This is a genomic window from bacterium (genome assembly GCA_035308905.1).
Classification (GTDB): Bacteria; Sysuimicrobiota; Sysuimicrobiia; order Sysuimicrobiales; family Segetimicrobiaceae; genus DASSJF01.
Genome location: DATGFS010000050.1, coordinates 25524 through 38800 on the forward strand (window position 1 = coordinate 25524; position 13277 = coordinate 38800).

The window sequence follows — 13277 nt, forward strand, 5'->3', positions numbered from 1 at the left end:
GACCGCCGGCACGTGCCGCGCGGCGCCGTTGGAAGCACTTCATCGCTGTCTCGGGCGGACCCGGCGTCCGTTTCGGCGGCTCCCGCAAGGACAGCGGGCCCCGCACCTCGGCCGCGGCATCGGGGGTGGGTTCGAACGTGTCCGCGGCGGCCCTTTCACCCGAGGAGCCGCTCTCTCGAACGCGGACGGGAGTCCTACGTCCCCGTCACTGCCTTCCTATGTGAGCGGCATTATAACCCGGCAACGCCCGCAGGTCAAGGAAGGGTCGGCCCGCCGCGGGTCACCCGAGAGCGCCGCAACCTCAGTGACGAGGTCCGCGCTGGCGCGCGTGGAACTCACCGGTATGGTAGGGCACGTCGGCGCCGCACGCCACGCCGCGGAGCTTCGGACCTCGCCGGCCGCGCTCCGTACGGTCGCGCGGGTCGTCGAGGTGCTGGAGCTCGTGGCCGACCGTCCACCGGGGCTCGCTATCTCGGAGATCGCCTCGCTGCTCGAGATGCCGGTGAGCAGCGCGCACGCCCTCGTCCGCCGCCTGGCCGAGCTCGACTACCTGCGGCGCCGGCCCTCCGACCGGCGCTACCACGCCGGCCCGCGGCTCATTCGCCTCGGCATCCGGGTCGCCGGCGGCCTCGAAGTGATGACCGTCGCGCGTCCTTTCATCTCGGATCTGTCGGCGCGGACCGGCGAAGACGTATACCTGGCGCTGGTCGAGGACCGCGGCGTCGTCTACGCCGACCGGGCGACGGGGTCGCAAAGCCTGCGGCTCGACATTGCGCTGGGCACGCTCCGCCCCTTACACGCAACCGCGATCGGCAAGCTCTATCTCGCCATGCTGGACGACGTCGAGTTGAGAGCCGGCCTCCGCCGGCTCAGGCTCGAGCGCTACACGAGCAACACGCTCACGGAATCGGCCGCGCTGGCCCGGGAGTTACAGGCAATCCGCCGCGCCGGCTACGCCATGACCAACGGCGAGCACATCGAAGGCGTCTCGTCGGTCGCCGCGCCGATCCGGGACGGAGCCGGCACCTTCGTCGGCGCTCTCGTGCTCGTGCTTCCCCGACGCCGCTTCAAGGAGCATCAGCAGGTGTTGATCCGCAGCGTGGTTGCGGCCGCGCATCACGTGAGCGGGCAGCTCGGCTGGGAGCGGCCCGCCAACGGACAGCGGGCGAGCCGGCTGCTCTGGGCGCCCGCCGGAGGCGGCGCGCCGGTGCCCGCGCCGCGCCGGTCCGCCGCGCGGAAGCGCAACGCGGCGCCTAACCGCCACCGCGGCAGGCCGGCGCCTCTCCACGGCCCGCGGAGTCCGGCCGTCCGACGGCGCAAGATGACACGGCGCCGCGCTGGCTAGAATCCCCGGCCGCGCAGCCGCGGATCGAGCAGGTCGCGCAGACCGTCGCCGACGAGGTTGAACCCGATGACGGTGATGAGGATCGCGACGCCCGGAAACGTGGTGATCCAGGGCGCGGTGAGCATGTACGACCGGCCGGTCGCGAGCATCGAGCCCCACTCCGGCGTCGGCGGGGACGCGCCGAGCCCAAGGAAAGAGAGCCCGGCGGTCTCCACGATCGCGAACCCGATCGTCAGCGTGGCGAGCACGATGATCGGCGAGAGGACGTTCGGCAGCACGTGGCGGCTCAGCACCCGCAGGGGCCCCCCGCCGATCGCGCGGGCGCCCTCGATGAACTCCTGCTCGCGGACCGAGAGGACGGTGCCGCGGACCAGGCGCGCAAACCTCGGCATGTAGACGACGCCGATCGCGATCATGGCGTTCGTCAGGCTGGGACCCAGAATCGCGACGACGATCATCGCCAGCAGCAGGTACGGGAACGCGAGCAGCACGTCCATGGTGCGCATGACGGCGGTGTCCGGCCACCCGCTGAAATAGCCGGCGATAATGCCGAGCGCGACGCCCGCCGCGAGCGAAATGCCGTCGGAGATCAGCCCGACGGCGAGCGCGATGCGGGAGCCGTAGATGACGCGGGAAAAGATGTCGCGGCCGAACTCGTCCGTGCCGAAGAGATGCGCCCACGACGGCGACCGCAGCTGGTCGGCAAAGGACTGGTCGATCGGGTTGTACGGCGCGATGAACCTCGCAAAGAGGCTCGCGCCCACCACGACCGCCACGATGACGAGGCCGATGATCAGGTTCGGGCTGCGGACCATCCGGCGCCACGACAGCGCCGCCGCCCGCCGGCGCGGCTCCGGCGCCCGCAGCGCGGAGGGACTCGCGGGGGCGGCGCCCGCGTCGGGCGCGAGATCGGTGCGCGCGTCACCCATAGCGAATTCTCGGATCGAGGTACGCGTACAGCACGTCCACCGCGAGGTTGGCCAGCACGAAGATCGCGGCCGCGATGACGACGATGCCCTGAACGACCGGATAATCCCGCGCCAGCACGCTCGTGACCGCCAGCCGGCCCAACCCCGGCAGGGCGAAGATCGTTTCGGTCAGCACCGCGCCGCTCAGCAGCAGGCCGAGCTGCAGCCCGACCAGCGTCACGACCGGCAGCAGCGCGTTCCGCAGCGCGTGGCGGCGCACGACGCGCGGCTCGGCCACGCCCTTGGCGCGGGCCGTGCGCACGTAGTCGAGCCCGAGCACTTCCAGCATCGTCGACCGCGACATCCGCGCGATCGTCGCCATCGACGTGACGCCGAGCGCGACGGCGGGCAGGACGAGATGGCGGAGATTGCTTTCCACCAGCGGCAGGTTGCCGGTCAGGAACCCGTCGACGAGCGGCATGCCGGTGATGTTACGGACCGTCATGCCCTCGTCGACCATGCCGCCGAGCGGCAGCCACCCCAGGATGCCGCCGAAGACGAGCAGCAGGAGAATGCCGGTCCAGAAGATCGGCATCGAGACGCCGACGAGCACGCCGATCATCGCGACGGTGTCCGTGACGCTGTGGGGCCGGCGCGCGGCGAGCACGCCGATCGCAAGCCCGAAGACGATCGCGAACAGCAGCGCGACCAGGCTCAGTTCAATGGTGACCGGCAGCGCCTGCGTGATCTCCCACATCGCCGACTGTTTCGTCCGGATCGAGGCCCCGAAATCTCCCTGCACGGCGCCGGCGAGAAAGCGCGCGTACTGCACGTACAGCGGCTGGTCGAGACCGAGCTGATGACGCATCCGCGCGAGATCCGCTTCCGTGCCCTTTTCACCGAGCAGCAGCTGGGCGACGTCCCCCGGCACGAGATGCATTCCGATGAAGACGAACAGACTCACGCCGAAGAGCACGGGAAGCAGATGGATGAGTCGTTGAGTGATGTAGCGCATCATGGCAAGCCATAATTCTATAGCACGGCCAATGGGGACTCCTTCGCCGCGCGCACATCTGGATGAACCGCGGACCCCCCGGTGCCGGGGCGACGGACCAACCGGAGGAAACGCCGTAGGCCCGGCCTGAAGTAGAGCCGGACCGCACGCGGCGCATCGCCGCCGCCCATCTCCGCGTCGGCGCGGACCGAGGTGACTCAGGGTGAGCGAACGGATCGGCTTCATCGGATTGGGCATCATGGGCAAGCCAATGGCCGGGCATCTCGTCAAAGCCGGCCATACGGTGACGGTCTGGAACCGCACCGCGTCCAAGGCGGCCGACCTGGTCAAGGCCGGCGCCCGGCAGGCCGCGTCGCCCAAGGAGGCGGCCGCGCAGAGCGACATCACCATCGTCATGGTCGCCGATACCCCCGACGTGCGACACGTCATCATGGGGCCGAACGGCATCCTGGAAGGCGCCCGGCGGGGCGGGGTGGTCGTCGACATGAGCACCATCTCCCCCGTGGCCACGCGCGAGATCGCGGCGGCGCTGGCCGAGCGGGGCGTCGCGATGCTCGACGCGCCGGTGTCCGGCGGCGAAAAGGGCGCGATCGACGCGACGCTTTCGATCATGGTCGGCGGCAAGCCGGAAGTCTTCGAGCGGGTGCTGCCGGTCTTTCAGCAGATGGGCAAGAACATCGTCCACATCGGGGATCACGGCGCCGGCCAGGTCACAAAGGCGTGCAACCAGCTCGTGCTCTCGCTCACCATCCTCGGCGTCGCCGAAGCGATCCATCTCGCGCGCAAAGCCGGCGTCGATCCGGCCAAGGTGCGCGCGGCGCTGCTCGGCGGCTTCGCCCAAAGCCGGGTGCTGGAGCTGCACGGGCAGCGGATGCTCGACGAAAACTACGCCCCGGGGTTCCGCACGCGCCTCTATCACAAAGACATGGGCATCGTCACCGAGACCGGCCGCGCCCTCGGCATGCCGCTGCTCGGCGGCGGCCTCGCCGCCCAGCTCTACCAGATCGCGATGAACGAGGGGCTGGGGGAGATGGATTACTCCGTGCTCGCGAAGGTCGTGGGCGAGCTCGGCGGCTTCAATGACAACGCTGCCGGCGGCGGGTCCGCCGGCACGGGCACGCGCTGAGCCCGCGAACGGCGCCCGGGCTAGACCTCCGGCTCCAGGACGATCTCCATCTCCCCCGTCTTGGTGCCCGGCTTCGGGAGAAAGGCGGTCGCGGTCGTCTTGAACCCCGCCACCGCGACACGCACGTGGATGTGCGGCTGGCCGAAGCTCGAGCCCGGAAAATCCGTCTCAAGCCGGAAGCGCCCCTCGCCGTCGGTGATCACCGTGGCACGGTGGATCGTGTCGTAGGATCCGTTCGGACCGGCGTGCCAGATCTCCACGCGCACCCGCGCGAGCGGCTTGCAGTCGATGCCGGAGCGGACGATGCCCGTGAGGACGAAGCCGCCCCCGCCGACGTGTGAGCGCACCGGCGGGTTCGGCGTGTAATTGGGATCCATGTAGCCGTTCGACGTAATCGGACATTTCGGCGCGGAGGCCGCGCCGGCCGTCCCGCCGCTCCACGGACCGAGGACGACCGCGACCAGCGCGACGGCAGCCACCACCGCGGCGATCGTCGAGCGGCGCCCCCGACCTCCCGTCCTCTTGCGCACGCCCCTCGTCATGGCGCCAACCCCTCCCGCGATGACTCGGTATTCTTGAGACTACAATAACAAGTATGCGCACGATCTACACGACCCCGGACGAAGGCGCTCATCCCGTTCGTGTGGTAACAGGACACCGGAGGGACCGACCATGGCCACCACCAGGAAACCCGCCCGGCCCACCGCCCCGCCGCCGGCAGCCGTGAACCCAAAGCCGGCGCCGGGCGAATCGAACCGCATCGCCGGCGCCCGGGACGATTGGGAGTCCCGGGACGTGCGGGAGGCCGCCGAACGCGCGCCGGAGCGCCGCGCGCAGTTCGAGACGCTGTCGGGCCTCCCGGTCAAGCGCCTCTACGGGCCGGCGGACGTCGACGCGCTCGACTACCTCGAGGACGTGGGCTTTCCCGGCCGCTATCCCTACACCCGGGGTCCCTACCCCACGATGTACCGATCGCGCCCCTGGACGATGCGGCAGATCGCGGGCTACGGCACGGGCCGCGACACCAACGCGCGGCTCAAGTATCTGATCGCCCAGGGGCAGACCGGCATCTCCGTGGACTTCGACATGCCGACCCTCATGGGCTACGACTCCGACGACCCGCGCGCCCGCGGCGAGGTGGGGCGCGAGGGCGTCGCCGTGGACACGATCGAAGATCTCGCCGACATCCTCGACGGCATCGACATCGGGGCGATCAGCGTGTCGATGACGATCAATCCCACCGCGTGGATTCTGTTCTCGATGTACGTCGCGCTCGCGGAGCAGCGCGGGGTGCCGGCGCAGGCGCTGTCCGGCACGGTGCAGGCCGACATCCTGAAAGAGTACATCGCCCAGAAGGAATGGATCTACCCGATTCCGGCCGCGATGCGGATCGTCCGCGACCTCATCGTCTACAGCGTCGAACACCTGCCGCGCTACAACCCGATCAACATCAGCGGCTACCACATCCGCGAGGCCGGGGCGACCGCGGTTCAAGAGGCGGCGTTCACGCTCGCGAACGGCATCGCCTACGTCGAGGAGGTCCGCCGGACCGGGCTCGACGTGGACGCCTTCGCACCGCGACTGGCCTTCTACTTCATCGCCGAGCGTGACTTCTTCGAGGAGGTCGCCAAGTTTCGCGCCGCGCGGCGCGTGTGGGCGAAGATCATGCGGGACCGGTTCGGCGCGCGGCGGCCGGAGTCAATGCGCCTGCGGTTCCACTGTCAGACCGCGGGCTCGAGCCTGACGGCGCGGGAGCCGATCAACAACATCGCGCGGACCGCGCTGCAGGCCCTCTCCGCGGTGCTGGGCGGCGCGCAGAGCCTCCACGCGAACGGCATGGACGAGGCGCTGGCGATCCCGTCGGAGCTCGCGATGAAGGTGGCGCTGCGGACGCAGCAGATCATCCTCGACGAGACGCGCGTGGCCAACACGATCGACCCGCTGGGCGGCGGCTACTTCGTCGAGTCGCTGACGGACGAGATCGAGGAGGCGATCTGGGCGTACCTGCGCCGGATCGACGATCTCGGCGGGGCGGTGGCCGCGGCGCAGCAGAATTTCTTCCAGACCGAGCTCGCCGAGACCGCGTACGGCTACCACCGGCAGAAGGAGCGCGGCGAGCTGACGGTGGTCGGCGTGAACAAGTACCTCGACCCGTCGGGCGGCGACGTGCCGATCGCGCTGCACGAAGTCGATCCCGGCGTCGAGGCGCAGCAGCGGGAGCGGCTCGCGCGGGTGAAACGCGCGCGGGACGGCGCGGAGGTTGCCCGCCGTCTCGGCGCGCTGGCGGCCGCGGCGCGCGGGGACGGCAACCTGATTCCCCCGACCCTCGACGCGGTCCGGGCCCGCGCGACCCTGGGAGAGATCGTGCGGGCGCTGCGGGACGTGTTCGGGACCTACGTAGAACAGCCGGTGTTCTAAAGCGCGTGGCGATCCCGCAGCGGATTCGGGTGTTGATGGCGAAGGTCGGCCTCGACGGCCACGACCGCGGCGTGAAGGTCGTGGCGCGCGCGCTGCGGGACGCCGGGTTCGAGGTCGTCTACACCGGCCTGCACCGCACGCCGGAGGAGGTCGCCGTCGCCGCGGTCCAGGAGGACGTGGACGTCATCGGCGTGAGCATCCTCTCCGGCGCGCACATGGCGCTCGTGCCCCCGCTCCTCGACGAACTGCGGGCCAGCGACGCGGCCGACATCAAGGTCCTCGTCGGCGGCGTGATCCCCGAGGCGGATCGCACCAAACTGCGCGACCTCGGCGCGGCGGCGGTCTTCGACCAGGACGCGACGACCGACGCGATCGTGGAGTGGATCCGCGCGCACGCGGGACGGGCCGACCCCGGCGGCCCACGGCGTGAGCCAGGGGCGTCCGCGGCCGCTCGGCCCGCGTCGGACGGGGGGCGGGACGGCGTATGACCGGCGCCGCGGCATGGCCGCCGGTCTACAACGACGACTATCTCCCGGCGCCCGACCAGCGCTACTGGAGTCCCGAGCGCGAGACGATGCCGCCCGCCGCGCGCGAGGCGCTGATTCTCGAGCGCCTGCGGGGGGTCGTGCGCTGGGCGTGGGACCGCTCGCCGTTCTACCGGGAGAAGTGGACCGCGGCCGGCGTCCATCCCGACCACCTCCGCCGCCTCGACGACCTCCACCGCTTCCCCGTGGTGACGAAGGCCGAACTGCGCGCGGAGCAGGCGGCGCACCCGCCGGCCGGACGCTACCTCTGCATCGACCGCGCGGAGGTTGCGCGGGTGCACGGCACCTCGGGCACCACCGGCAAGCCTACGATGTTCCTGATCGGCCGGGACGACTGGCGCCGCATCGCCAACGCCCACGCGCGCATCATGTGGGGCATGGGACTCCGGCCCACCGACACCCTCTTCATCGCCTCTTTCTTCAGCCTCTACATCGGCAGTTGGGGGGCGCTGGCCGGCGGCGAACGCCTCGGGGCGACGTGCTTCCCGTTCGGCGCGGGACAGCCCGGGCAGACGCTCATGGCGGTGCGGTGGCTGCGCGAGACCCGGCCGACCGCGTTTTACGGGACCCCCTCCTACGCCCTCCATCTCGCGGAGGTCGCGGCGTCCGAGCGCGTCGATCCGCGCGAGTTCGGCCTGCGGGTGATGTTCTTCTCGGGCGAACCGGGCGCCGGCATTCCATCGACGCGGCGGCGCATCGAAGAGCTGTTCGGCGCCGCCTGCCTCGACAGCGGCAGCATGGCCGAGATGACCCCGTGGATGAGCAACGGCGAATGCGCGCACGGCGCGGGGATGCATCTGTGGCAGGACGTCGTCTACTGCGAGGTGTGCGATCCGCGGACGTTCGCGCCGGTGCCCTACGGGCACGAGGGCACGCCGGTCTACACCCATCTCGAGCGGACGTCGCAGCCGATGATCCGCCTGCTCTCCGGCGACCTGACCCGCTGGACCGACGAGCCGTGCGAGTGCGGGCGGACGTATCCTCGCCTGCCGCGGGGCATCTACGGCCGGATCGACGACATGTGCATCATCCGCGGCGCGAACATTTATCCGAGCGCGATCGAGGACACGCTCCGCGCGATCGAGGGGTTCGGCGGCGAGTTCGAGATGGTGATCAGCCGCGAGCGCGCGATGGACGAGCTCGTCGTGCGCGCCGAGTACAGCGCGGCCGTCGCGCAGCGCGCGGCGGCCGCGCCCGATCTCCTCACCGCGCTGCGCGAACGGATGACCGCGCGCCTCACCGCCGTGCTGGGCATCCGCCCGATCGTCCGCTGCGAACCGCCGGGAACCCTGCCGAGGACGGAGTTCAAGGCGCGGCGCGTCGTCGACAACCGCGCGCTGTACGAGGAAACGCTTGCGGCCGGCGCCACCCCGCGGGGGCCGGACCGCCGATGACGCGCGAGACCCCGCGCCGGACCGGCACGTCCCCCGCCGTCCCGGGAGCCTCGGTCGCCGCGGGGGGGATCGACCCCGGCAACCCCCGCGCGCTCGGCCGCCTCATCAGCCGGATCGAGAACGATCCCGCCTCGGCCGGGGCGATCGTGGCCAATTTGTGGGGCCGCACCGGCCGCGCGCGACGCGTCGGTCTGACGGGCCCCCCCGGCGTCGGCAAGAGCACACTCGCCGACCATCTCATCACGGCGGCGCGGAACGACGGCCTCACGGTCGCCGTCGTCGCGGTCGATCCGTCGAGCCCGTTCTCCGGCGGCGCCATCCTGGGCGACCGCGTGCGGATGCTTCGGCACAGCGGGGACGCGGGCGTGTACATCCGGAGCATGGCCGCGCGCACGCATCTCGGCGGCCTCGCCGCGGCGACGCGGGACGTCGCCTACGTGCTGGAGGCCTTCGCGTTCGACCTGATCCTCGTGGAAACGGTCGGGGTGGGACAGAGCGAGCTGGAGATCATGGGGCTCGCCGACACGGTCGTCGTCGTCACCGCGCCGGGCCTCGGAGACGCGGTGCAGACGCTCAAGGCCGGCATCCTCGAGATCGCCGACGTGCTCGTCGTCAACAAGGCGGACCGCCCCGGCGCGAAGGAGACCGCGATGCAGCTCCGCGAGATGCGGCGGCTCGTGCCGCACCACGACGCGTGGGATGTGCCGATCCTCGAGACGGTCGCCAGCGCGGGGACCGGTAGCGCGGAGTTGTGGGAGGCGATCCGGCGGCACGGCGAGCATCTCCGCGCGTCGGGCGAGCTCGAAGCCCGCCGCGGCCGGCGCGCCGAGCGCGAGGTCCTCGAGCTGGTCGAAGCGGCGCTCGCGACGCGCGTGCGCGCGACGCTGCACGATCGCGGCGAGCCGGCCGAGATCCTCGCCGAGGCGAAGCGGCGCGAGACCGATCCGCACTCGGCCGCCAAGGCGATCCTCGACCGCCTCGCGCCCCCGGACCGGGCATGACGGCGCCCGGCGAGGCGGCCCGCGGGATCACCGCGGTAGACCTCTTCGAGCGCGGCATTCCGCATCTCACATCCGGCTACTTCATCCGCGCCCCGCATCCGGCCATCGTGGACACGGGCGGCGCGCGGAGTGTGCCTGGGTGGCTCGACGCCCTCGCGTCCCTGGATGTGCGGCCGGCGGACGTCGCCTACATCATCGCGACCCACATCCACCTGGATCACGCCGGCGGGACCGGCCATATGCTCAGGCATATGCCCGAGGCCCGCGTGGTCGTCCATCCGCGCGGCGCGCGGCACCTGACCGATCCGACCCGGCTCCTCGCCGGGGCCCGGTCCGTTTTTGGAGAGCACTTAGAGAGGTACTTCGGCGTGCCGGAGCGGGTGCCGGAATCTCGGCTCCTCGTGGTCGAGGACGGCGCGACGCTGGATCTCGGGGACGGGCATATCTTGAGTTTTATCGACGCGCCGGGACACGCGCGTCACCAGCACATGATCTTCGACTCCGGCGCGCGCGCGCTGTTCGCGGGCGACGAACTCGGAGAGCGGCTGCCGGACGTCGCCGACGACTACGTGATGGTCGACACCGCGCCGAACCAGTTCGACCCCGAGGCCATGCTGCGGTCGGCGCGGCGGCTGCTCGACCTGCGGCCCGAGGCGATCCTTCTCTCTCACTTCGGCCGCTATCCGGGATCGTACGCAACGCTGTATGAGAGACTGGCGCACGAGGTGCCGGCCGTCGCCGCGCTCGGGCGGATCGACGGACGCCGGGCGACGCAGGACGAGATCACGGCCGCGCTCGTCGAGCACGTCCGGGCCGACCTCGCGAAGCGCGGCATCGCGTGGACGCCGCACATCGCCGCGCTCCTGGAAGACCGCCTCGCGATCTCCGCGCAGGGCATCGCCGACTACCACGACCGGCAGGCCGGACGCACATCATGACCGCCGTGACGCCGGCCGCGCTCAATCGTAGTGTTTGAATTTCGGCCACAGCTCGAAGAGCGGCGTACGCAGGCCGAGGCATAACATGATCGGCGCGTTCCGTTCGTACGGCGTCGCGTACGCCGATCCGAAGGTGCCGACGAGTGCCGCCTCACGGCATACCGACCGGCGGAGCGCCATGTTGCCGTTCACGAACAGAATGACGCTGCCATCGTATCCGTGGGTGCCCCAGAGAAAATATTGGTTGTGTCCGCTGAGGGCCGGCGGGAGCCCGTCGCGGCCTCCGTAAAAATCGAGCGCGGCGGCCTCGCCGTAGTTCGAGGTGATGATTCCGGCGCGGCCGCGTTGCTCGGGGCTGAGGGCATGATAGACGCTCGCGATCCGCTTCTCGTACGTCCGCCACCCGAGCTGGTCGGAGAGCGATTGCGGAAGGATCTCCCGCGCGCTGACTTTCTCCTGCCCCTGCGCGGTCACATGCAGCCGCGTGATGTAGCGCACGGTCGCCGGCGGATCGAGGATGGGCATCGCCAGCGGCGCCAGGACGGCGCTCAGCGCGAGGCCGAGCCCGACGTAGGCCGCCCGCAGCGCGCGGTGGCGAACGGCGCGCTCGATCACGACGCTCCCGAGCGCAAACATCGGCGGATACGCGGCGGCAAGGTAGTAGTCTTTCCCGTGCAGCGCGACCATCTCGGCGAAGACAAGCAGAAACCCGAGTCCAAAGCCCCGAAACGCCGCGAGCCGGCGATCGACAAACCCCGAGGCGACCCCGGCGATCCAGAGCGGTGCGAAGAGCGGGTTCATCACCAGTATCTGATTCAGGACGAACGGCACCGGTGCGACCGTCACGTCCTTGGCAGGCGCCGCGGCGAGGAGTGCGACAAACGGCCAGCCGTGCATGGCCTGCCAGACCAGGCTCGGCGCCGCGATTGCGAGCGCGATGGCGGCGGCGATCCCCGTCTGCGGCACCAGCAGCAGGCGCCGTTCCGGGAGGAGCAGCAGCGCGACGATCAGCGCGGCAAGGTAGAACGGGATCGAATACTTGATTTCGAGCGCGACGCCGGCGACCACGCCGAGCCAGAGCAGCGCGGCGCGGTCGCCCCGGACGATCGCGCGGGCGGCCAGATAGGCGGCGAGCGTCCACGCGAGCGGCTCGAAGACGGTCGTGCCGAACGTCGTGTACAGTCCGAGGAACATCGGCGCGAAGCCGGTTGCGATCCCGGTCGCGGCCTCAGCGAAGCGGCCGCCGCCTGCCAGCCGAGCGAACGCGCAGGCGACGAAGACGGTCGCTCCCGCCGCAAGCGCCGGGACGAGCCGGAGAAGGACAAGGTTCTCGCCGGCGGCCTGCGTCAGGGCGGAGATCAAGGGGATGACCGGCGGTTGATCGACGTACCCGAACGCCGGATGGCGTCCGCAGACAATGAAATACAGCTCGTCACGGAAGAAGTCGTACCGGTGCGCGAATGCCGCGTGCGCGAGAAACGCCAGCGCGGCTAGGGCAACGTCGATGCGGAGGAGCTTCCTCACACGCCCCCCGTCGCGGCGGATCGAGTGAGCGGACGGCTCGTTAGGACGCGGGCTCCCCGGCCGTCAGCGCCTCGGCGTTGGCAAACAACGCCGGCTGACCGCCGGTGTGCCAGAAGACGACCGTCTGATCCCCGCCCCACCGGCGGCGTCGAATGAGATCGGCGAGTCCCGCCATCGCCTTCCCGGTGTAGACCGGATCGAGGAACATCCCCTCGGCGAGCGCCGCGGTCTTGATCGCCGTGATGCACTCAGGGGTCGGCTCACCGTACGTGCCGCCGTACTCGTCGAGCACGATGACGTCCTGCGCGGCCACGCGGACGTCCACGCCGAACCGCTCCGCGAACTCGGCGACGAGCCCGCTCACCTTCGGCGCGAGGTCCTCCCGCTTCGCGCCATCGCCGATGCCGATGATTTCCACGCCGCTCTGCGAGAGGGCCGCGCCGATCGCGAGGCCGGCGTGCGTCCCGGCCGAGCCGCTGCAGAAGACGATCGAATCGACGGCGATGCCCCGCGCCGTCGTCTGATTCAAGAGTTCCTCGAAGGCCTGCACGTAGGCCGCGGCGCCGAGCGGCGTGGACGCGCCGCTGGGGATGAGGTACGGGCGCCGGCCCTTGGCGCGGAGGGCGGCCATTTCGTCCGCCATGACGGCCTCGGCCGAGGCGCGGTCTGTCCCCGGCGTGATCCGGACGCGCGCGCCGAGGAGATGGTCGAGCAGGAAATTCCCCTGCATGACCTCGGGCTCGACCGGGCGCAGCACGAGCACACAGTCCATGCCGCCGACCCGGGCGGCCGCGGCGGTGACCCGGCAGTGGTTGGACTGGATGGCGCCGGTCGTGACGAGGGTATCGAAGCCGCCGGCGAGCGCCTCACCGAGATGATACTCGACTTTGCGGACCTTGTTGCCGCCGAAGGCGAACCCGGTCAGGTCGTCGCGCTTGATGAGGAGGCGCGGCGCCTCACCGTCGCCGGCCAGCGCGCGCTCGAGGCGGGGAGCCTCGTCCAGCGGGGTCGGAAGCGCGGCGAGACGAACCCTGGGCAGACGCGCTAACTGGAGCATCTCAAC

The 13277-nt window shown here is 70.8% G+C and carries 12 protein-coding genes; 7 read left to right on the forward strand and 5 right to left on the reverse strand.

The window, feature by feature from the left end:
- Positions 1–304: 304 nt before the first annotated feature.
- Positions 305–1345, forward strand: coding sequence for an IclR family transcriptional regulator (locus VKT83_15540; GenBank protein ID HLY23878.1), 1041 nt, complete (start codon positions 305–307; stop codon positions 1343–1345).
- Here VKT83_15540 and VKT83_15545 read toward each other — a convergent pair.
- Positions 1342–2274, reverse strand: coding sequence for an ABC transporter permease (locus tag VKT83_15545; protein HLY23879.1), 933 nt, complete (start codon positions 2272–2274; stop codon positions 1342–1344). The genes VKT83_15540 and VKT83_15545 overlap by 4 nt on opposite strands.
- Positions 2267–3271: an ABC transporter permease gene (locus VKT83_15550; GenBank protein ID HLY23880.1), complete on the reverse strand. Its 1005-nt coding sequence runs from the start codon at positions 3269–3271 to the stop codon at positions 2267–2269. The genes VKT83_15545 and VKT83_15550 overlap by 8 nt, the downstream gene beginning before the upstream one ends.
- Positions 3272–3470: 199 nt before the next feature.
- Between VKT83_15550 and VKT83_15555 the strand changes: the two genes are divergently transcribed.
- Positions 3471–4394: an NAD(P)-dependent oxidoreductase gene (locus VKT83_15555; protein HLY23881.1), complete on the forward strand. Its 924-nt coding sequence runs from the start codon at positions 3471–3473 to the stop codon at positions 4392–4394.
- Positions 4395–4414: 20 nt separating this feature from the next.
- Here VKT83_15555 and VKT83_15560 read toward each other — a convergent pair whose 3' ends face one another.
- Positions 4415–4936, reverse strand: coding sequence for an intradiol ring-cleavage dioxygenase (locus VKT83_15560; GenBank protein HLY23882.1), 522 nt, complete (start codon positions 4934–4936; stop codon positions 4415–4417).
- A gap of 130 nt (positions 4937–5066) precedes the next feature.
- Here VKT83_15560 and VKT83_15565 point away from each other — a divergent pair, with 130 nt between their 5' ends.
- The 5 genes from VKT83_15565 to VKT83_15585 are packed head-to-tail and all read left to right on the forward strand — an operon-like array spanning position 5067 to position 10690.
- Positions 5067–6812, forward strand: a complete 1746-nt coding sequence (locus VKT83_15565; GenBank protein ID HLY23883.1) for a methylmalonyl-CoA mutase family protein — start codon at positions 5067–5069, stop codon at positions 6810–6812.
- A gap of 11 nt (positions 6813–6823) precedes the next feature.
- Positions 6824–7300: a cobalamin B12-binding domain-containing protein gene (locus VKT83_15570; protein ID HLY23884.1), complete on the forward strand. Its 477-nt coding sequence runs from the start codon at positions 6824–6826 to the stop codon at positions 7298–7300.
- A complete protein-coding gene (locus VKT83_15575) occupies positions 7297–8751 on the forward strand; it encodes an AMP-binding protein (protein ID HLY23885.1) in 1455 nt (484 codons plus the stop codon). The genes VKT83_15570 and VKT83_15575 overlap by 4 nt, the downstream gene beginning before the upstream one ends.
- Complete coding sequence (gene meaB / locus VKT83_15580; protein ID HLY23886.1) at positions 8748–9752, forward strand: methylmalonyl Co-A mutase-associated GTPase MeaB; 1005 nt, start codon at positions 8748–8750, stop codon at positions 9750–9752. Before VKT83_15575 ends, meaB begins: the two co-directional genes overlap by 4 nt.
- On the forward strand, positions 9749–10690 hold the full coding sequence (locus VKT83_15585; GenBank protein ID HLY23887.1) for an MBL fold metallo-hydrolase: 942 nt from the start codon (positions 9749–9751) through the stop codon (positions 10688–10690). Before meaB ends, VKT83_15585 begins: the two co-directional genes overlap by 4 nt.
- 21 nt (positions 10691–10711) lie before the next feature.
- Here VKT83_15585 and VKT83_15590 read toward each other — a convergent pair whose 3' ends face one another.
- Together VKT83_15590 and VKT83_15595 are read right to left on the reverse strand one after the other, a co-directional pair.
- Positions 10712–12214 carry a glycosyltransferase family 39 protein gene (locus VKT83_15590; protein ID HLY23888.1) on the reverse strand — a complete coding sequence of 501 codons (1503 nt, stop codon included), beginning with the start codon at positions 12212–12214 and terminating at the stop codon, positions 10712–10714.
- Positions 12215–12254: 40 nt separating this feature from the next.
- On the reverse strand, positions 12255–13271 hold the full coding sequence (locus VKT83_15595) for a D-cysteine desulfhydrase family protein (GenBank protein ID HLY23889.1): 1017 nt from the start codon (positions 13269–13271) through the stop codon (positions 12255–12257).
- Positions 13272–13277 lie beyond the last annotated feature (6 nt).

Coding starts and splice junctions, on each gene's coding strand:
- VKT83_15550 (HLY23880.1), bottom strand. CDS start 3,271: ATGATGCGCTACATCACTCAACGACTCATCCATCTGCTTCCCGTGCTC.
- VKT83_15595 (HLY23889.1), bottom strand. CDS start 13,271: ATGCTCCAGTTAGCGCGTCTGCCCAGGGTTCGTCTCGCCGCGCTTCCG.
- meaB (HLY23886.1), top strand. CDS start 8,748: ATGACGCGCGAGACCCCGCGCCGGACCGGCACGTCCCCCGCCGTCCCG.
- VKT83_15575 (HLY23885.1), top strand. CDS start 7,297: ATGACCGGCGCCGCGGCATGGCCGCCGGTCTACAACGACGACTATCTC.
- VKT83_15545 (HLY23879.1), bottom strand. CDS start 2,274: ATGGGTGACGCGCGCACCGATCTCGCGCCCGACGCGGGCGCCGCCCCC.
- VKT83_15585 (HLY23887.1), top strand. CDS start 9,749: ATGACGGCGCCCGGCGAGGCGGCCCGCGGGATCACCGCGGTAGACCTC.
- VKT83_15560 (HLY23882.1), bottom strand. CDS start 4,936: ATGACGAGGGGCGTGCGCAAGAGGACGGGAGGTCGGGGGCGCCGCTCG.
- VKT83_15565 (HLY23883.1), top strand. CDS start 5,067: ATGGCCACCACCAGGAAACCCGCCCGGCCCACCGCCCCGCCGCCGGCA.